The sequence below is a fragment of the Exiguobacterium sp. s26 genome (assembly GCF_018618235.1).
GTDB classification, from domain to species: Bacteria; Bacillota; Bacilli; order Exiguobacteriales; family Exiguobacteriaceae; genus Exiguobacterium; species Exiguobacterium chiriqhucha.
In genome coordinates this window covers 1-18,261 of record NZ_JACSLS010000004.1, presented here as the reverse complement: position 1 = coordinate 18,261, position 18,261 = coordinate 1, and the positions used below count along the sequence as shown (strand labels likewise).

Below are 18,261 nucleotides of genomic sequence, written 5' to 3'. Positions count from 1 at the left end.
TTCTAGTATACACAAAGTAAAATGTTTTCAAAAATATTGTTGACGTTTAAAATAATATGTATTAAATTTGTATTGTAATCAATAAGATATGTATTCGAAAGGGGAACGCACACATGAAACAAGGACAACGCCTCGTCGTCGTCGGTGGCGGCAGCACGTACACAATCGGTATGATTATGAGCTTGATCGAAGAGAAGGCTCACTTCCCACTACGTTCAATCACGTTTTACGATACGGATGGTGAGCGCCAGGAGCGTGTCGCCAAAGCGACTGAAATCATCTTGCGTGAGGATTACCCAGAGCTCGAGCTGTTCGAGTATACGACGGACAAAGAATACGCCTTCCGCGACAAGGACTTCTTCTTCGTTCAAATTCGAACGGGCGGCCTGGAGATGCGCGAGAAAGATGAACAGATTCCGCTCCGTCACGGCGTGGTTGGACAAGAGACGTGTGGACCGGGTGGGATGTCGTACGGGATGCGGTCGATTGGGGACATGATTGATCTCGTCGCAGACATCCGCCAAGGCTCACCGGACGGTTGGATCTTAAATTATACGAACCCGGCCGCAATCGTCGCCGAGGCGTTGAAGCGTGCCTACCCGAATGACAAAAAGATTTTGAATATCTGTGACATGCCGGCCGCAATCATGGTGAGCTACGCGAAGATTCTCGGCAAAGAAATTTGGGATCTCGTGCCGGAATACTTCGGCCTCAACCACTTCGGTTGGTTCACAGGCATCTATGACAAAGAAGGCAACGAATTGACGGAAGACATCAAGCGCGCCATCTTAGAGGACGGGTTTATCCCAGAAGACTCAGAGATCGCAAACGACCCATCTTGGATCAAGACGTTCAAGCAAGTCGAGAAGATGCTCACCGACTTCCCGGAATACTTGCCGAATACGTACCTTCAGTATTATTTGTATCCGTCCGACATGGCGGAGAAGGAAGACGTAGAGAACACGCGGGCCCGTCAAGTCATCAACGGCCGCCAACAACGTGTCTTCTCGATGTGCGATCAAATCATCGCTGACGACTCGCTAGAGAACGTGCATCTTGAAGTCGACATCCACGGTTGCTACATGATTCGCGTCGCAGCGTCACTCGCCTACAACAATGGCGACATCTTCATCGTCATGGTGAAGAACGACGGCATCATCGCTAACTTGCCGGATGATGCGATGGTCGAAGTGCCGGCGATGCTCACGAACCGTGGACCGAAACCGTTCGCTGTCGGACACATTCCTCGCTTCTACAAAGGGATGATTGAAGGGCAGCTCGCCTACGAACAGCTCGTCGTCGACGCCTATTTCGAGAACAGCTATGAAAAGGCACTCCAGGCACTCACGCTCAACCGGACCGTCGTCGATGCGCCGGTCGCCCGTCAAATCCTTGACGATTTGATTAACGAGAACGAAAACTATTGGCCGGCCCTCAAACAACGGGAGACGGTCGCACGCTAAAGACGAAGGGGAGTCACTCCCCTTTGTTCGTTTTGAGAATTGATAACGCTTACACACGAGGAATGAATCAAATGAGTCAATGGTTCGGGGTATTTCAAAAATTCGGGAAGGCGCTCATGGTACCAGTCGCGCTCTTGCCGGCGGCCGGTATTTTACTTGGTCTCGGCGCGGCGCTAACAGGTCCGCTTGCAGAAAGTTGGACGTTTTTACAGAACGGGACGGTCGAAGCGATCAGTGCCGGGATGCTTCAAATCGGGTTGAGTATCTTCGCCAACTTGCCAATCATCTTTGCGATTGGCGTCGCGGTTGGTCTGTCCGGCGGGTCGGGAATTGCGGCACTTGCCGCACTCGTCGGCTACGTCATCATGAACACGACGATCTCGATTGCCCTTGGGATCACACCGGAAATGGCGGCTGAGAGCGGGGAGTACGGCATGTTGCTCGGTATCCCGTCACTTGAGACGGGTGTGCTCGGTGGAATCGCGGTCGGCTTGCTTGCGGTCTGGGTGTATAAAAAATTCCACACGTTCAACCCACCAGAGATGCTCGGCTTTTTCGCTGGAGATCGTTCGGTCGGTATCGTCATGGTATTCTTCTCCATCTTGCTCGGTTTCTTTATGATGCTCATTTGGCCGCCGATTCAGACCTGCCTCACAGCGATGGCGAATGTCATCGCGAGTGATGCGACGAATCCGGCTTACGTCGGGTTATACGGAATGCTCGAACGGTTATTGATTCCGACCGGATTACATCACATCTGGTACGCACCGTTCTTATGGACGTCACTTGGCGGCACGGCGACGGTTGACGGTTCGATTGTGAGCGGGGACCAATATATTTTCCTCGCCCAAATCGCCGAATGTGTTGCCAGGGACGCCGCGCTGGTGGATGAACCTCGTCGTTGGGGCCGGATTCTTCTTCGTCTATTACGGCATCTTCACGTTCGCGAGTGAACTACTCACCACTTATTCGCTTCGCAAATTGAAGTGGGAGCTTCTTGGGAAGACCGTACTTCTACTAGCCACGATTGTTTACCAAGCTCGTCGGGTGGTTCCCACCCTGAAGGTATTTCAGTCTGCCAACATCAACAGGTTGATGCTCGCATTGATGTCGCGGTCATGATGAGCGCCACACGTACACGTCCATTCGCGTACATCCACTGTTTTCTTCTCGCCTTTTTCACCGCAGGAAGAGCAGATTTGTGTCGATGCGTACCATTGGTCGGCCTTGATGAGCGTCCGTCCGTAGAACTTGCACTTGTATTCTAACTGTCGGACGAACTCGTACCAACTGACGTCTGCGATTGATTTCGCGACCTTGTGGTTCTTCATCATATTTTGCGACTTCAGCGTCTCCACGACGATGACTTGGTTCTCGTCAACGATTCGTTTCGACAGTTTGTGAAGGAAGTCTTTGCGTTGGTTTACGATTTTCTCATGTTTCTTGGCGAGGATCAGCTTGGCCTTCTCTCGATTCTTGCTTCCGGTCTTCTTACGCGACAGGGCACGCTGCGCCTTCTTGACCTTCTCTTCCGACTTACGAAGGAAGCGAGGATTGTCAATCTTCTCAGAAACCATCTCGTCATTTGTCACGATAGCAAAGTGTTCCAAACCGAGATCGATCCCGATCTTGTTCTTGGCAGGAACCCATTTTTCCTCGCCTTGATTGACAAGGATGGAGATGAAGAACTTGCCCGTCTTCGTCATCGAGACCGTCGCGGACTTGATGATCCCCTCGAAAGGACGATGTTGTTTGAACCGCACGAACCCCACCTTAGGGAGTCTCACCTTCCCGTCCTCGATCCGGACGCTCCCGTTCTGATTGTTGGTCGTGTAGGAGGCGCGGTCGCCGTGCTTCGATTTGAACTTCGGGAACCCGACAGACTTGTCGCGGAAGAAGTTGGCATACGCCTTGTTCAAGTCCATCTGGGCGTTCGCCAGGGATAGACTGTCGACCTCTTTCAAGAAAGGGAACTCGGGCTTGTACTTCGCCGGGGTCGGGAGCTTCTGCTTCGCGTCAGGGTTCAGCCTCGACTCTTCATATAACCGGATCCGTTCCTCGAGCATCTTGTTGTAGACGAAACGGACGCAACCGAACGTCTTCATGAAGTGTTCTCGTTGTGGCTTTGTCGGGTATAGTCGAAACTTGTACGCCTTCAGCAAAGTGATCACTCCTCTCCTTGTTTTTCGATGTATTGCCTGATGACGTCGATCGTCGCACCGCCGGTCGTCACGAGGCAGTAGCTTCGAGACCAGAACATTTCTTTCCATAGTCGTCTCTTGACGTGCGGAAAGTCTCGTTTGATCAGTCGGCTGCTGGCGCTCTTGTAGGCGTTCAGAAACTTCGACATCTCTGTGTTCGGGTGGGCTTTGAACAACACATGGATATGGTCGCCGTCATGATTCCATTCGGTCAGTGTGATATGGTATGACGCGCCGATCCGTTCGAACGTCTGTCTCGCGAACTCCGAGACGTCTTCGTCAATCACCTTGCGTCTATATTTGACCACCAGGACGAGGTGGTAATTCAGAAGAAAGACTGAATGTTTGTTTGTATCCATTTTCATTCATATATCAGTCCTTTTGATTGGTTACACTGATTGTATCAAGAACATACAATCTCGACAAGACGGGCGATTCATCTCCCACCTACGCTGGGCTTCGCCCCGAGACACTTAGAGGAGGGAGAATTCTCGCCTAATTTTGTTAAAAAAATGGAACTTGGCGACGCCGGGCCGAGGGGGACAAGAGACGAAACTGTTTACCCGCAAAGACTACAATGAAAAGAAATCAGGAAAGACATCAATCCAAACGACGGCACTTGCCATTCAAGAGGCGCTCGGTGGCCGTGACAACATCATCGATATCGATGCCTGTTTCACACGTCTTCGTGTCGAATTGAAAGATGTGTCCCAAATCGATGAGGACGAGTTGAAGGCACTCGGGGCAGCCGGGGTCGTGAAAGTGAAAAATAACATCCAGGCCATCTTTGGAGGACTCTCGGATTTGTACAAGAATGAGTTGCTCAAACTGCATAAAGAGATGGACCAAGCGAATTGAAAAAAGAGCTCAACCGATTTACGGTTGGGCTCTTTGTCCGAGATGAGAAGGTTAGTTCGTAACCGACGAGGCACGATAAAATTGAGCGCCTTTGATGAGTGTCGAAGCGACGAGACCGATAGCGAGCGGCAGCGTGATGACGCCAATCCCTTGCTCAATGACGATCATGTTGCCTTCCTCATAATAGCCTTTCAAGTAGAACATCCCTGAACCGATCGTCTCGTTCAGTTCGAGCGTCGAGACGTTAAGGTACACCATGATAGCGAACAATGAGATGACACTGATTGAGACGAATAATTTTGAAAACGATAGCTTGGTCATGCGAACGCTCCTTTACATGTAGCAATATGGAGTCATATTACTATATAAAGACAATTCTTACATGAGGACAAAGCATCGATTTGATTAACGATACCGGTTCCATAACCGCTCCGATTGCTCCCGCATCATCTCCCGCAGTTCAATCGGCTCGACAACCTCGACTTCCGCCCCGGCCGCGAGCAATTGCCGCGACAAGAACGGGAGCTCAGCTTCCGGCACGTCCCACTCATTCTTTTCAGCGATATCGGGTAATACGTCTTCAAGCAGACGACGGCCGAGCGAGGTGATGTTCAGTCGAACGGTCACGCCGCTTCGTTCGTCACTCGTCTCGAGAAGCGTCGCCAAATCGTCCGCTTCGAATGTGTCATCGAGGAGACGCATCGCTTCGATCCGATCGATCCGATATTGACGCAGCCCATACGCCGAGAGGCCATACACATACCATTTCAAATCGAGGAGCGCCATCCCGACCGGTGCGACGATGAACGTGCGTGCTCCTTTCGTTGTCGCGTATGTCATCTCGATGTTCCGTCGTTGTTCGACCGCTTGAAACACGTCTTTCGTGAACGGGGCCGACGGGACGGTCTTATTTCCGAGCCAAAGGATATTCTTTTCGAGCCGGGCGATTTTCGTCTCGAGGTCGTGCGGCAATTCGTTCACATACCAGTCCGACAGCGTGTCCCGCATGTCGCCGAACGGCACGTCCGGAATTTGTTCCATCCATTTGAGGGTGAGGTAGAGCGCGACTGCTTCCTGTTCCCGAAGCTGGAGCGGAGGCAACAACCGGTTCGGTAACATCTCATAGCCACCGCCTGTGCCGGGGACGCTCCAAATCGGATAGCCGAGCTCCTCGAGCGTCAACATGTCGCGCTGAATCGTCCGGACCGAGGCATCCGTCTCTTGGGCAAGTTCATCCGCTGTGAACCGTTGCCCACGATTCAACAATCGAATCAAGTGAAGATGTCGTTTTTTCATTTCATCCATTCCCGTCATGTTTTGTCGTGTTTATCAGTTAAGCTGAATGTATCACGAATCAAGGAGGAATTCATCATGGCAAACGTCGTCTTATATATCGCGACAAGTTTAGATGGAAAAATTGCGCGCACGAACGATCAACTCGACTGGTTGTTCGCGGTCGAGGGAGAGGGGGACAATGGCTACGCGGACTTCTTCCAAACGGTCGGCACCGTCATCATGGGACGGAAAACGTACGAGGAAGTGCTCCGGCTCGAGGACAATCATTATCCATACGCGAACATTCCGAACTACATTTTGACACGGAGCCCGGACCGGGAAGCCGAGCACGTCACATTCACGGACGAGCCAATCGAACAGCTTATCGGACGGTTGAAGCAAGACATCGACGGAGATATTTGGATCGTCGGAGGAGGCGAAATCATCAAGGAAGCGATGGCGCACGACTTGATTGACAGCTATGAGATCGCCATCGCCCCGGTCGTATTAGGAGAGGGGATTCCGCTCTTCCCGGAAGGTACGAAAGAGACGAAGTTGAAACTGACGAGCCAACGCGCGTCCGGACAGTTCGTCATGGTGACGTACAAAAAACAAGTGTTAGATGAGCGTAAATATTAATAATAAAATTCAAACAATAGAAACAGGAAAAGAAATACTCGACCTCTAATAAATACATTGTACAGATTCTGAATACATTTATTAGGAGGGTACGTATGTCTAATGTGGAAGCTTTTCGAAATCATATTAATGAGTTAGAAGTTTTTATGGAAGAAGTGAAATTAGAGAACGGAGATACAGGATTCCGTATGCAAGAAACAATTAAAGGCGGAGGAAATGTCCTATTTGGTATCATATTCAATGCAGACGAAACGATTGTTGATATTAACGTATGGGGGCTTGCAGACATAACGAATCCAATGAAAAAAGAGGACTTGTTGTATCTTCTCAACACATTAAACCAAGATTACCGTTTCGCAAGATTCATCGAAAATGAAGGGCAAGTAAGTGTGAATTACTCGTACATCATTGATGATGGATACTTTAATCCTGGTAAAGTAATTCAACATTATATTCTATTGTTGAATTGTTTAGAGAATGTTTATCCTAAATTTATGCGCCTCCAATGGGCGTAAACGAAAGGCCGAGTTCACGATGAACTCGGCCTCGTCTCATACATGCTTCCTTTGGAACGCGGAAATCGCTTCATACTCTTCCGCGAGATGACGAGAGAGCCGGATGTAAATCGGTAGCAACTCCCGGTAAATCGTGGTCGCTTCATGATTTGGTGCATGTTCGTGCGTCACTTGCGGCACGGCCGTGAAGTCGTCGATGTCGCCGAACGCGTACTCTCCGAGCATGACCGCACCGAGACACGAGCTCTCGTGGCTCTCCGGCACGACGACCGGCGTATCGAAAATGTCGGCCATCATCTGACGCCACAGGCTCGACTGGGCGAATCCGCCCGTAGCGTGAATCCGATTCGGTGCGCCCGTCAATTCGTCGAGCATCAATTTGAAATAATTACCCCTTCGTTAAAAAAAACACCACCTCCCTCCTAAAAAACATTATATGATGGACAATGTTGGGAATTTGTAGAAAAGAGGGTATTTATGAAGAAAATATTAGCATTTATTCTAGGGGTTTTAATGTCAATCAGTGGATTGATGCAAGTCGACGCAGCAGTGACAACACCAAATGTTAGCAAATTATCACAGGCAATCACTGACGAGTTCAAAGTGGTGGGTGACAAACTTTATGGTATTGGTGATAGAGATGGACTTGTTTTGTATGATTTAAAGACTGGAACACTGTTACGTGATTATGAAACGTATAGCTCATACTCAAAGTTGGCCGTATCTGATGACGAGTCTCATGTCGTATTGATGTGGTCATACGGTATTCGATCGTTTAATACGTTTGGTGAAGTAAAAGAGGAAATTGAAAAAATTGAATTTGGCCCGTCAATGATGGAAAGTTTTGAAGGCGGCGGAGATTTTCTTCCGAACAGTTCCGTATTGATTCTATCTGGTGATGAAAAGTTAACGGCCTACGACATGACAACAAATGAAGTAAAATGGATGCGTGGAGCCGAGTCCGGCAACGTAACGACCTCAGAGCATTACATCCTTGTTGAAAATCAAAACAGTGGTCGATTATACACGCATGAAGGCGAATTCGTCCATGAATGGACCGATGTCAATGACATCTCAATAAGTCAAAGTGACAAAGTTGTCGTCGTTGGAGACAAAATGGTCAGCAGTTTCGGAGCAAATTCATATGACAAACCTATTCATTCGTTACAAGTACAAGCAACGATTGCAGATATTGAATCGAGCGGACAATTCGTCACCATCAATAACACACCCTATACGTTTGATTTAAAAAAGATTTACATGAATACAGACTTTGGAGGCAAATCAATTGATTTAACCGCGAGCGCAAAATATGTGTTAGCGACAGATTGGGACTATACATATGTGTACTTGGCAAATGGATTCATGGAACGTTCAATATCAGCTTATATTCCATCTACTCTTCAGAAATTGACAGCAGGGACTACGTATAATACGTCGCTCATGGTTAAAGTAGCATCTGGAAAAACAACTAGTGTGAAAAAAGGAGTTGTCTGGACCACGGACAAGCCTCAAATCGCTTACGTTAAAGACGGAAAAATTGTTGCAAAAAGTAAAGGAACCGTTACGTTAAAAGCCACTTACGAAGGACTAACGGCTAAACGCACGGTTACTGTGTTACCGGATCCGCGTCCATCTGATTATAGTTGGCTATTATCACAGAAAGCTCAGATGGTGAGAGGGACTTTCGTTGGAAGTCCTCATAAACTGTATGGTGATTATGCAAAGGTGAAAGGTTCAGCTGGAACGTTTGAAAGCGATTGGGGCTTTGGATATAAAGGTCGTCACCAAGGCGAGTTCATGTTCACTTCAAGCTCCAAACCTCAAAAAATTAACATTATCACCATGTCGCCGTCTCTTCAAAAACGCGATATTACGAAGTACGAGTTTCAGAAAGTGTTCGGAAAACCACGGAATTCTAATGGGGACTATTGGGAAACTTTTAAATTTACAAAAGCAGGGAAAAAATTAAGCGGATATTATATTGAAGAAGTAGCTGAATATAAAATCAACAACAAATTACCGATGTATGTATTCTATGATTCGAACTACCGTGTCCGCTACATTTCCCTTTACTCAAAATAATGCTAGTTCAATAGGTGCTAATTCGTTTTTTTTGAACTGAAGCCTGAATGATAGACACTTGATAAAAAGTGCGCATTCAGGTTTTTTTTGCGTGCAATCGAATTTATATAACGAGCCTATTTATTCAGACGGCGGAACACATCCATGAGTAAAATCATCCTCAACGAACATCAGATTAGGCAGCTCGAGTCAAATCCGAACTTCGAGTCGGTCTAGGAGCGACTAATCCAGTACACGGGCGATTTCAAGGTACGGGCCGTCCTCGAGAATCAGGAAGGAAAGGCCACCCCTCAAATGACGAAAGACCAAGTTCGCAATGAACTTGGTCTTTTCTCATACATGCTTCCGTTGAAACGCGGCAATCGCTTCATACTCTTCCGCGAGATGGCGGGAGAGCCGGATATAAATCGGCAGCAACTCCCGGTAAATCGTAGTCGCTTCATGATTGGGCGTATGTTCATGCGTCACTTGCGGCACGGTCGTGAAGTCGTCGATGTCCCCGAACGCATACTCGCCGAGCATGACCGCCCCAAGACATGAGCTTTCATGGCTCTCCGGAACGACGACCGGCGTATCGAAAATATCGGCCATCATCTGGCGCCACAGGCTCGACTGGGCGAACCCGCCCGTCGCATGAATCCGATTCGGTGCGCCCGTCAACTCGTCGAGCGCCAGCATGACCGTATACAAGTTGAAGATGACACCTTCTAACACCGAGCGGATGAAGTGCTCGCGCTTATGGTGGATACTCAAGCCGAAGAACGAACCGCGTGCGTTCGAGTCCCAGAGCGGGGCCCGTTCCCCCATCAAGTACGGATGGAACAATAGACCGTCCGAGCCAGGATTGACCGTCTCGGCGATACGCGTCAACACATCATACGCGTCCATCCCGAGCCGTTTCGCCGTCTCGACCTCGCTCGCCGCGAACTCATCGCGGAGCCAGCGCAAGATGATGCCGCCGTTATTGACCGGCCCACCGATGACCCAATGCTTGTCGGTCAAGGCGTAACAGAAGATGCGGCCTTTCGGGTCCTCGACCGGTTCGCGGACGACTGTGCGGATGGCACCGCTCGTCCCGATCGTGACGGCGACGACGCCTTGTTCGAACGCTCCAACCCCGAGGTTGGACAACACACCATCACTCGCCCCGATGACGAGCGGGAAGTCCCAGCCGAGCATCTCAACAACATCCGATTTAAGCGTTAAAATCTCGGTCGTCGGCACGAGCTCGGACAGTTGCTCGGGCGTGACGCCAGCGACGTCGAGCGCCTCTGGATCCCAATCGCATTCCTTCAAATTGAACAGCCCTGTCGCCGAGGCGATGGAGTGGTCGATGACGAAACGTCCGGTCAGGCGATAGAAGACGTACTCTTTGATGGAAACGAATTTCACAGCCCGAGCGAACACATCCGGATGCTCGGCTTTCAGCCAACGCAGCTTCGATAACGGCGCCATCGGATGGACCGGTGTGCCGGTACGCATATGGAGCGCACTCGCATCGAAGTTCCGTTTGATTTCTTGCGTATACGGGTTGGCCCGGCTGTCGGCCCACGTGATGCTGTGGGTGAGCGGGCGACCTGACGTATCGAGCGCGATCAGGCTGTGCATCGCCGAGCTGAATGAGGCGAAGCGGACCGGACCGTCGGCTTTGGCGCGGACGGCGGAAATCGCCTCGAGCACGGCCCCGTAGATGACGACCGGGTCTTGCTCGGCCGTCTCCGTGTCCGGGGTGAGGAGCGGGTACAACACGTTATGTACCGCGAGTTGTTGCTGGTTATGGAACAGGACGGCTTTCGTGCTCGTCGTCCCGATATCGACGCCAATCGTGTACACACACATCACTTCCTAACTTAAATGATAAACAAGCTGATCAAGAAGACGACCGCGAAGCCGGTCAATCCGATAATCGTTTCCATGACGGTCCACGACTTGAGCGTGTCTTTCACGTCGAGCCCGAAGTAGCGGTTGACGAGCCAGAAACCTGAGTCGTTGACATGCGAGAGTACCGTCGCACCCGAGGCGATCGAGATGACGATGAGGCCGAGCGCGGCACCGGTGATATTTTGAAGTTCGAGAAGCGGCGTGATGAGTCCTGCCGCCGTGACCATCGAGACGGTCGCCGAACCTTGGGCGACACGGACGACGGCCGCAATCAAGAAGGCGAGCACAATCGCCGGGAGTGCTGACCCGGCCATCATTTCTCCGAGCACGTCACCGACACCCGAGTCGATCAACACTTGTTTGAACACGCCACCGGCACCCGTGACAAGGATGATAATCCCGGCCGGTTCGAGCGCTTTCGTCGCAATCTCTTGCACCTCCTCACGTGTATAGCCGCGGCGTGTGCCAAGGAAGATGAACGTGAGCAGTGTCGCGAGCGTCAAGGCGACGAACGGGTGACCCATGAACGTGAAGAACGTGCGGATGCCGTTGCCTTCTTCAAGCAAGACGGCAGACAACGTATTGGCGAGAATCAACACGAGCGGAATCGAGATGAGCGAGACAATCATCTTGAAGCTCGGCAGTTCTTTCGACGTGTCAATCTCTTCGAACTCCATATAGTCCGGGATAGTGACGTGAATTTTCTTGGCGATATACTTCGCAAAGATTGGCCCAGCGAGAATCGTTGCCGGAATCCCTGCGATGACCCCGAACAAGATGACCCATCCGAGCTCGGCCCCAATCAAGTTGGCAACGGCAATCGGACCCGGCGTCGGCGGGATGAAACTGTGCGTGACGGCGAGACCCGCGAGGAGCGGAATCCCGTAGTACAAGAGCGAGCGGCTCGTCTTTTTGGCGAGGCCGTAAACGATTGGAACGAGAATGATAAAGCCGACGTCGAAGAAGACCGGGACGGCGACGATAAAGCCGGTGAGGGCGAGCGCCCATTGCGCCTTGTCTTCTCCAAACTTATTGACGAGCGTCTGGGCGAGGCGTTCCGCACCACCCGAGACTTCTAACATCTTCCCGAACATGGCACCGAGACCGACGACGACGGCGACGAAGCCGAGCGTGCCGCCCATCCCGTTCTGGATCGAGGCGATGACGTCCCCGAGCGGCATACCGGCCGCGACCCCGACGAGTAAACTGACGAGGAGAAGTGAGACGAAGGCATGGAGCTTCGTCCGCATGACTAAGAATAAGAGCAAGAAAATCCCTGCGACTGCGATTAAAATGAGTGTCGAACCCGACATATGTATTTCCCCCTTTACCGTATGTGTAACCGTTTACAAATATTTACAAAGGAAAAGGCCACCCCTGACCTTTTCCTTGCGGTTATTTCTTGACGACCGCGTGGCCACCGAACTCGTTGCGGAGCGCGGCGACGACTTTCCCTGAGAACGTGTCGTCCTCGAGCGAGCGGTAGCGCATCATGAGCGACATGGCGATGACCGGGGCCGCCGCCTGTAGCTCGAGCGCCGTCTCGACCGTCCATTTTCCTTCCCCTGAGGAATGCATGACGCCGCGGATATCGTCGAGCTTCGCGTCTTTCGAGAACGCGTTCTCGGTCAACTCCATGAGCCATGAACGGACGACCGATCCGTGGTTCCAGACGCGGGCGACCTGTTCGTAATCGTAATCGAACGGGCTCTTCTCCAAGATGTCGAACCCTTCGGCGATCGCCTGCATCATCCCGTATTCGATACCGTTATGAATCATCTTCAAGAAGTGCCCGCTGCCGGCAGGTCCCGTATACAAGTAGCCGTTCTCGACCGAGAGATCTTTGAAGATCGGTTCGATCGTCGGCCAGGCGTCGGCGTCACCACCGACCATCGTGCAGGCGCCGTTGCGGGCACCTTCTGTGCCGCCGCTCGTCCCGCAGTCGAAGAAGGCGATGCCTTTGGCACTGAACTGTTCGGCGCGTGCGACCGACAGCTTGTAGTTCGAGTTGCCGCCATCGATGACGATGTCACCCGGTTCGAGCTTCTCGAGGAGCTCGGCGAGCACGGCCTCGGTGATGTCACCGGCCGGCACCATCGCCCAGACGACACGCGGCGTCTCGAGTGCGTTGACGACGTCTTCGAGCGTCGGCACGATGTCGAACTTCGATGTCGCCTCGACATTCCCGGCGTCCGTCCCGACGACGTCGTGACCGTGGTCGCTCAAGTTGAGCGCCAAGTTGTATCCCATCTTGCCTAATCCAATCAAACCGATTTGCATATCGTCACCTCTAAATCGAATTTTTTTTCATCTCTCCACTATAATATCAAATTAAATTCGATTTACAAGTCGGATGACGGAATTTTTTTCGATTGTAGTTTATAACTTTGGTTAGATGTAAACTAAGAAAGAGTATAAAGTGAGAGGAGTGCCTTGATAATGGAGAAAACTGCACTAACAGTGGGATTTATAATATTTTGTTTGATATTTCTCATTGTGACCATCCCCATCTACATGTTTTGGCGGGAATTTTATATAAATAATCGAGTCGCACTTCGTAAATTTTTCTACGGAATAGTATTGGTGTTTGTTGCAACTTTATGGTACCAAGATAAATTTCCGTTTGTTTCTGTTCCAGAATTAACAATATTTTTAGTTAGTTTGATTATAATAGACCTAATGATTTTTCAAACTCCAGATATCACTAAGTTTCTTGCGAACGAACTTAAGCATGAGCAAGTGGAAGAGACTTTCGATGAAAACCGTGGAGGGGCCTATGAAGATTTATTATCGAAGTTAAATAAAATGAATGAAGTAATAGAATATAATGAAGAGCATTTCCAAACACGCATAACGGATTTTTCTAACCCGACAAATTATATAAATTTCATAAATGACTATTTAGAAGATTTTATTCAAGGTTCTTCTGCGAAATCGTATATATATTATATAGACTCTGAAAATTCACTGCTTGAAGGAATAGAAAGGGCGTATAACAAAGTAGACGAGCACTTCTCATTTTCATATATTCAATTAGGTATGCGTAAGCATCGTTTCTTAAAAAAATTGGCCGAAGGTTTAAGTGTAGAAATCATGACACAATCACCTCAATTTTTTTCGAATATAGTAGACGCTTTGGCTGTAAAAAAGCAAACTGAATCTGCAGAATCTTATATGTTATTTGTATATTCAGGAGAGTACCACAGTGTTTTATTTCTATTAGCGTCAAATCAAGAGTTTGGAGCTACAGGAGCAAACACCCCAATCATTCAAAATTTACTTCGATCAGCAGATATGTGGATTCAAAAAACAGCATTGGCTGGATTCTTAGCCGAAGATCAAGACGATTACCTTCATGTGTCAGGTGTTGATGTTGAAGAAATTGAATAAAAAGTGATAGAATGGGGAATAAAACAACTTATAAGGAGTGGGGAAATATGACTATGTCGACAAAGTCTTCGGACAAAAGAAAAGTTGTTCAGTCATCTCAGAACGCTTCAAATCCTCATCGCATTAAAGTACCTACTCGTAATCCACATAAACGTATTGCGAGAGGGAATGTAGAACGTTCTCTTGCTAGAATGAAAGCTAGAGAGCTTGAAGCATTAGGAAAACGCTACTGAAACATTTGCTTTTAAATCTTATTTTATAAAAACGAGTGTCCCTTACTAAAATTCTAGTGAGGGACACTCGTTTATTAATTTTTAAAATAAATATTAGATTCCGTAGTTTTTATATAAATCATACACTTTTCTTATACGGATACAGGAACGAGTCGAGCTCTTCGGCCGGCATCGGCTTGTTGTAATAGTAGCCTTGCGCCTGGTTGCAATCCTCGGCCTTGAGGAACGCGACCTGCTCTTTCGTCTCGACCCCTTCGGCGATGACATTGAGCCCGAGCTCGTGCGCCATCCGGATGATCGTCTTGACGAGGGCGGCGTCTTTCGAATCGGTCTCGATGTTCTTCGTGAAATGTTGGTCGATTTTCAGCGTGTCAATCGGGAACAGCTTCAAGTAGCTGAGCGACGAGTAGCCGGTGCCGAAGTCGTCGATCGACAAGTGGACGCCGAGGGCGACGAGTTCCTCCATCGTCTCGATGGCGCTTTGCGCGCTCTGGATGACGGTCTCGGTCAACTCGAGCTCGAGGTATTCCGGTGCGAGCCCGCTCGCCTCGAGCGCCTGGCTGACAATGTCCGGCAAATCTTTTTGCGCGAACTGGAGCGCCGAGATGTTGACGGCGACGCGGAACGGTTCGACGCCCGCATCCTGCCACGCCTTGTTCTGCCGGCACGCCTCATTCAAGACGTACTCGCCGAGACGATGGATGCTGCCGGTCTCCTCGGCGATCGGGATGAACTCGGCCGGGGAAATCATGCCGAGCTCGGGATGTGTCCAACGCACGAGCGCCTCGACACCGATGAGCACCTCGGTCTCGAGATGCACTTGCGGCTGATAATGAATCGAGAACTCGCCGCGGCCGATGCCTTTCCGGAGCGCCATCGCGAGCTGTGACTTGCGCGCGACAGACTCGTTCATGTCTTTCGTGAAGAACTGGAAGCCGTTCTTGCCGTCCTCTTTCGCCCGATACATGGCGATGTCGGCGTTCTTCAACAAGTCATCGGCCGTCCGCCCGTCGGACGGATAGAGGCTAATGCCAATCGATAGGCTCGTGAACACGTCCTCACTTTCGAGCAAGAACGGTTGGTTCAACGCGTTCGTAATCTGTTGGGCGCGGTGGGCGGCTAAGTTGCTGCCGGTGTTCGGCGACAGGATGACGAACTCGTCCCCGCCGAGACGGGCGAGCGTGTCGCTCTTATTGATCGTCGTCAACAGCCGGTCCGTCACTTGGCGCAAGAAGACGTCGCCTGATGAGTGGCCGAATCGGTCGTTGATGACCTTGAAGTTGTCGAGGTCAATGTAAAACAACGAGAATGTCGACTCGCTGCCTTGGGAAAGCAAGGCGTCGAGCCGGTCGTTGAACAGGCGGCGGTTCGGTAGGCCGGTCAGCGTGTCCAAATAGACGAGGTCGTTAATTTGTTCTTCGATTTGCTTCCGTTCACTGATATCACGGATGATGCTGCTGAAGAAGAGACCTTTCTCCGTCTCCCACGTCCCGAGCGACATTTCGAACGGGAACTCGGTCCCGTCTTTTCGCAAGCCGACGAGCTCGACCGTACGGCCGATGACGTTTGCTTCACGCGTCTCGCGATAGCGTTTCATGCCTTGTTCGTGTGCGACTTTAAAGCGCTCGGGCATGATGAGCGTGATCGATTCCCCGAGCACCTCGCTTGCCGTATATCCGAATAGGCGCTCGGCCCCGTGGTTCCATTGCACGATGCGACGTTCGGCATCCGCGACGATGATGGCATCGTTCGCCGACTCGATGACGGACTGGAACTTCGTTTCGAGTTCGATGGACTGACGCTCGAGTTGCTTCTCATTGCGAAGCGAGATCAGCATGAGCACGAACAGCGTCGTGACACTGCCGCCGATCCAGAAGGCGAGGAGCGTGCTGTCCATCGAGAAGCCGGTCAATGCTTGAGGCGTCGCGAACGGGGTGAATTCGGCCGCGCCCATGCCGATGTAGTGCATCCCCGAGACGGCGAGCCCAATCAACAGCGAACAGGCGAGCCTCCGCCAATGGAACCGCGGCACGTCCGGGAGCGAGAACAAGAGATACAGCCCGACGAGCGAGGCAATGAACGCGACGACGGCCGATAACAGCCACATGACCGGGTCGTACGTCAACACGGCGTTCATCTGCATCGCTTCCATGCCGACGTAATGCATCGAGACGATACCGATGCTGATGAAGACGGCGCTGATGACGAGGTCGCGCGGACGCGCCGTCTGACGGCTGACGATATAGAAGGCGAACCCGGACGAGATGATGGCTGGGACGATCGAGGCGATGACGATACCGATATGGTAGGATACGTCGGCCTCTAAATGGAATGCCAACATGCCGATGAAATGCATCGCCCAAATGCCGAGCCCGAGACTGAGGGCACCGGCGCTCACCCAACGGATGCGCGACACCCGTTCGGCATACTTGAGCCGGCTGCTAATATCGAGCGAGACGAATGCCGAGAAGACGGCGACGGCGATGGATAACAAGACGAGGGGAAGACTGTATGTACTATGGAGATGATGTTCGATGGGGACCAAACCTTTCTTTAATAATATCGGGACAAATGGACGAAAACGGACAGTTTCTCAAAAATGAGCTTTCCTAGCGTAGCATATTTGTCTTGACGTGAAGGGAATATTTTCCACGGTGGGTCAATAGTTTGGCACATTGTCCGATGGGACGGTCAGTCTTTGATTGCGGAATTTTTTTCGAAACGGTATCGTAAAAAGAAAAAGGGTGAGACATATGGAATCGATGAACGGCCTGGCCCGCATCCGTGGCGCCTATACGACACTCGGCAAGAAAGAGCAACGGATTGCCGATTATATCTTGAAGCAGCCTGAACGCATCATCCACCATACGATCAATCAAGTCGCCGACGACCTCGACGTCGCTGAGTCGACCGTGTTCCGTTTCTGTCAGCGCGTCGGCTTCAAAGGCTATCAGGCGCTGAAAATCGCGCTCGCCACCGACGTTGTCGCACCGCTCCAAGACATTCATGAGGACATCTCGCAAGAAGACACGCCGCTTGAAATCGCCGAGAAGATTTTCACGTCGAACGTGAAGACGCTCGAGGCGACACGACAAATCTTGGACGGGGCCTCACTCGATAAGTCGGTGGCGCTACTGTTGTCGGCCCGCCGCATCGAATTTTTCGGGAGCGGGGGCTCGGCCGTCATCGCGCTCGACGCGTATCATAAGTTCGTCCGGAGCGGATTATTCGTCACGGCCAATTTGGAGTCGCATATGCAGCTCATGTCGGCGTCACAGCTGACGACCGACGACGTCGCCGTCCTCATCTCGCACTCGGGCGCCTCGAAAGACACGCTCGACGTGGCGAAAGTGTTGAATGAGCGCGACGTCCCGACGATCGCCATCACGAACTACGCGAAGTCGCCGCTATCGAAACTGTGTGACGTCGCCCTCTATACCGTGTCGCAAGAGACAGAGTTCCGTTCCGAGGCGCTCGCCTCGCGCATCGCCGAGCTCAGCCTGATTGATGCTTTGTTCACTGTCGTCATGATGCGCCGCGGGGAAGAAGGCCGAGAATCGCTCCAAAAAATGCGCGAAGCCATCTCGCTTCGGCGCATGTGAAAAGGCTGACCCATTTTTGGGCCAGCCTTCTTTCAGTGTGCCCGGCATGGGCGTAATCTATAGGGTGCAAGTCCCGAACTGTGAAGGCAGAAGTAATAGTTAGCCAAGCGCAAGGGTGT

The 18,261-nt window shown here is 51.0% G+C and carries 17 protein-coding genes and 1 pseudogene; 9 read left to right on the top strand and 9 right to left on the bottom strand.

Features of this window, described 5'->3' with window-relative positions; all coding sequences use genetic code 11:
• Window positions 1–113 precede the first annotated feature (113 nt).
• Window positions 114–1,463: a 6-phospho-alpha-glucosidase gene (locus KNP82_RS07120; RefSeq protein ID WP_029594766.1), complete on the top strand. Its 1,350-nt coding sequence runs from the start codon at window positions 114–116 to the stop codon at window positions 1,461–1,463.
• Window positions 1,464–1,534: 71 nt separating this feature from the next.
• Window positions 1,535–2,416, top strand: a complete 882-nt coding sequence (locus KNP82_RS07115; protein ID WP_214827529.1) for a PTS transporter subunit EIIC — start codon at window positions 1,535–1,537, stop codon at window positions 2,414–2,416.
• 117 nt (window positions 2,417–2,533) lie between these two features.
• Here KNP82_RS07115 and tnpB read toward each other — a convergent pair whose 3' ends face one another.
• Both tnpB and tnpA read right to left on the bottom strand, forming a co-directional pair.
• Window positions 2,534–3,625, bottom strand: a complete 1,092-nt coding sequence (tnpB, locus tag KNP82_RS07110; RefSeq protein ID WP_029594768.1) for an IS200/IS605 family element RNA-guided endonuclease TnpB — start codon at window positions 3,623–3,625, stop codon at window positions 2,534–2,536.
• A 5-nt stretch (window positions 3,626–3,630) separates the two neighbouring features.
• Window positions 3,631–4,029, bottom strand: coding sequence for an IS200/IS605 family transposase (tnpA, locus tag KNP82_RS07105; protein ID WP_029594769.1), 399 nt, complete (start codon window positions 4,027–4,029; stop codon window positions 3,631–3,633).
• A 136-nt stretch (window positions 4,030–4,165) separates the two neighbouring features.
• On the opposite strand from tnpA, the gene KNP82_RS07100 reads away from it, so the two are divergent.
• The gene (locus tag KNP82_RS07100) at window positions 4,166–4,522 is read left to right on the top strand and encodes a PTS sugar transporter subunit IIB (RefSeq protein WP_029594770.1); all 357 of its coding nucleotides are present in this window, start codon (window positions 4,166–4,168) and stop codon (window positions 4,520–4,522) included.
• A 51-nt stretch (window positions 4,523–4,573) separates the two neighbouring features.
• Here the strand turns inward: KNP82_RS07100 and KNP82_RS07095 are convergent, their stop codons facing one another.
• Entirely contained in the window at window positions 4,574–4,843 is a 270-nt protein-coding gene (locus tag KNP82_RS07095) for a hypothetical protein (RefSeq protein ID WP_029594771.1), read from the bottom strand.
• A gap of 84 nt (window positions 4,844–4,927) precedes the next feature.
• On the bottom strand, window positions 4,928–5,818 hold the full coding sequence (locus KNP82_RS07090) for a helix-turn-helix transcriptional regulator (protein ID WP_251128681.1): 891 nt from the start codon (window positions 5,816–5,818) through the stop codon (window positions 4,928–4,930).
• 75 nt (window positions 5,819–5,893) lie between these two features.
• Between KNP82_RS07090 and KNP82_RS07085 the strand changes: the two genes are divergently transcribed.
• Together KNP82_RS07085 and KNP82_RS07080 are read left to right on the top strand one after the other, a co-directional pair.
• Window positions 5,894–6,436, top strand: a complete 543-nt coding sequence (locus tag KNP82_RS07085) for a dihydrofolate reductase family protein (RefSeq protein ID WP_214827523.1) — start codon at window positions 5,894–5,896, stop codon at window positions 6,434–6,436.
• A gap of 95 nt (window positions 6,437–6,531) precedes the next feature.
• Complete coding sequence (locus tag KNP82_RS07080) at window positions 6,532–6,951, top strand: hypothetical protein (protein ID WP_214764303.1); 420 nt, start codon at window positions 6,532–6,534, stop codon at window positions 6,949–6,951.
• 36 nt (window positions 6,952–6,987) lie between these two features.
• Here KNP82_RS07080 and KNP82_RS07075 read toward each other — a convergent pair.
• Window positions 6,988–7,329 (bottom strand): annotated as a pseudogene (locus tag KNP82_RS07075) (FGGY-family carbohydrate kinase); the annotation flags it as partial.
• A 99-nt stretch (window positions 7,330–7,428) separates the two neighbouring features.
• On the opposite strand from KNP82_RS07075, the gene KNP82_RS07070 reads away from it, so the two are divergent.
• Window positions 7,429–9,036, top strand: a complete 1,608-nt coding sequence (locus KNP82_RS07070; RefSeq protein WP_214827520.1) for a hypothetical protein — start codon at window positions 7,429–7,431, stop codon at window positions 9,034–9,036.
• 333 nt (window positions 9,037–9,369) lie between these two features.
• On the opposite strand, the gene gntK is transcribed toward KNP82_RS07070, so the two are convergent.
• From gntK to gnd, 3 genes are all read right to left on the bottom strand, one after another.
• Complete coding sequence (gene gntK, locus KNP82_RS07065) at window positions 9,370–10,875, bottom strand: gluconokinase (protein ID WP_214827516.1); 1,506 nt, start codon at window positions 10,873–10,875, stop codon at window positions 9,370–9,372.
• Between the two features lie 11 nt (window positions 10,876–10,886).
• The gene (locus tag KNP82_RS07060; protein ID WP_214827513.1) at window positions 10,887–12,230 is read right to left on the bottom strand and encodes a GntT/GntP/DsdX family permease; all 1,344 of its coding nucleotides are present in this window, start codon (window positions 12,228–12,230) and stop codon (window positions 10,887–10,889) included.
• A gap of 82 nt (window positions 12,231–12,312) precedes the next feature.
• Window positions 12,313–13,197 carry a phosphogluconate dehydrogenase (NAD(+)-dependent, decarboxylating) gene (gnd, locus tag KNP82_RS07055; protein ID WP_214827510.1) on the bottom strand — a complete coding sequence of 295 codons (885 nt, stop codon included), beginning with the start codon at window positions 13,195–13,197 and terminating at the stop codon, window positions 12,313–12,315.
• A 159-nt stretch (window positions 13,198–13,356) separates the two neighbouring features.
• Here gnd and KNP82_RS07050 point away from each other — a divergent pair, with 159 nt between their 5' ends.
• Window positions 13,357–14,307, top strand: a complete 951-nt coding sequence (locus KNP82_RS07050; protein WP_214827507.1) for a type II toxin-antitoxin system SpoIISA family toxin — start codon at window positions 13,357–13,359, stop codon at window positions 14,305–14,307.
• 47 nt (window positions 14,308–14,354) lie between these two features.
• A complete protein-coding gene (locus KNP82_RS07045) occupies window positions 14,355–14,540 on the top strand; it encodes a hypothetical protein (protein ID WP_214827505.1) in 186 nt (61 codons plus the stop codon).
• Window positions 14,541–14,658: 118 nt separating this feature from the next.
• Here the strand turns inward: KNP82_RS07045 and KNP82_RS07040 are convergent, their stop codons facing one another.
• On the bottom strand, window positions 14,659–17,085 hold the full coding sequence (locus KNP82_RS07040; RefSeq protein ID WP_285801270.1) for a bifunctional diguanylate cyclase/phosphodiesterase: 2,427 nt from the start codon (window positions 17,083–17,085) through the stop codon (window positions 14,659–14,661).
• A 208-nt stretch (window positions 17,086–17,293) separates the two neighbouring features.
• On the opposite strand from KNP82_RS07040, the gene KNP82_RS07035 reads away from it, so the two are divergent.
• The gene (locus KNP82_RS07035) at window positions 17,294–18,142 is read left to right on the top strand and encodes a MurR/RpiR family transcriptional regulator (RefSeq protein ID WP_058764656.1); all 849 of its coding nucleotides are present in this window, start codon (window positions 17,294–17,296) and stop codon (window positions 18,140–18,142) included.
• Window positions 18,143–18,261: the final 119 nt, after the last annotated feature.

Coding starts and splice junctions, on each gene's coding strand:
- KNP82_RS07060 (WP_214827513.1), bottom strand. CDS start 12,230: ATGTCGGGTTCGACACTCATTTTAATCGCAGTCGCAGGGATTTTCTTG.
- KNP82_RS07095 (WP_029594771.1), bottom strand. CDS start 4,843: ATGACCAAGCTATCGTTTTCAAAATTATTCGTCTCAATCAGTGTCATC.
- gntK (WP_214827516.1), bottom strand. CDS start 10,875: ATGTGTGTGTACACGATTGGCGTCGATATCGGGACGACGAGCACGAAA.
- KNP82_RS07120 (WP_029594766.1), top strand. CDS start 114: ATGAAACAAGGACAACGCCTCGTCGTCGTCGGTGGCGGCAGCACGTAC.
- KNP82_RS07080 (WP_214764303.1), top strand. CDS start 6,532: ATGTCTAATGTGGAAGCTTTTCGAAATCATATTAATGAGTTAGAAGTT.
- KNP82_RS07045 (WP_214827505.1), top strand. CDS start 14,355: ATGACTATGTCGACAAAGTCTTCGGACAAAAGAAAAGTTGTTCAGTCA.
- KNP82_RS07085 (WP_214827523.1), top strand. CDS start 5,894: ATGGCAAACGTCGTCTTATATATCGCGACAAGTTTAGATGGAAAAATT.
- KNP82_RS07090 (WP_251128681.1), bottom strand. CDS start 5,818: ATGAAAAAACGACATCTTCACTTGATTCGATTGTTGAATCGTGGGCAA.
- KNP82_RS07035 (WP_058764656.1), top strand. CDS start 17,294: ATGGAATCGATGAACGGCCTGGCCCGCATCCGTGGCGCCTATACGACA.
- KNP82_RS07070 (WP_214827520.1), top strand. CDS start 7,429: ATGAAGAAAATATTAGCATTTATTCTAGGGGTTTTAATGTCAATCAGT.
- KNP82_RS07050 (WP_214827507.1), top strand. CDS start 13,357: ATGGAGAAAACTGCACTAACAGTGGGATTTATAATATTTTGTTTGATA.
- gnd (WP_214827510.1), bottom strand. CDS start 13,197: ATGCAAATCGGTTTGATTGGATTAGGCAAGATGGGATACAACTTGGCG.
- tnpA (WP_029594769.1), bottom strand. CDS start 4,029: ATGAAAATGGATACAAACAAACATTCAGTCTTTCTTCTGAATTACCAC.
- KNP82_RS07115 (WP_214827529.1), top strand. CDS start 1,535: ATGAGTCAATGGTTCGGGGTATTTCAAAAATTCGGGAAGGCGCTCATG.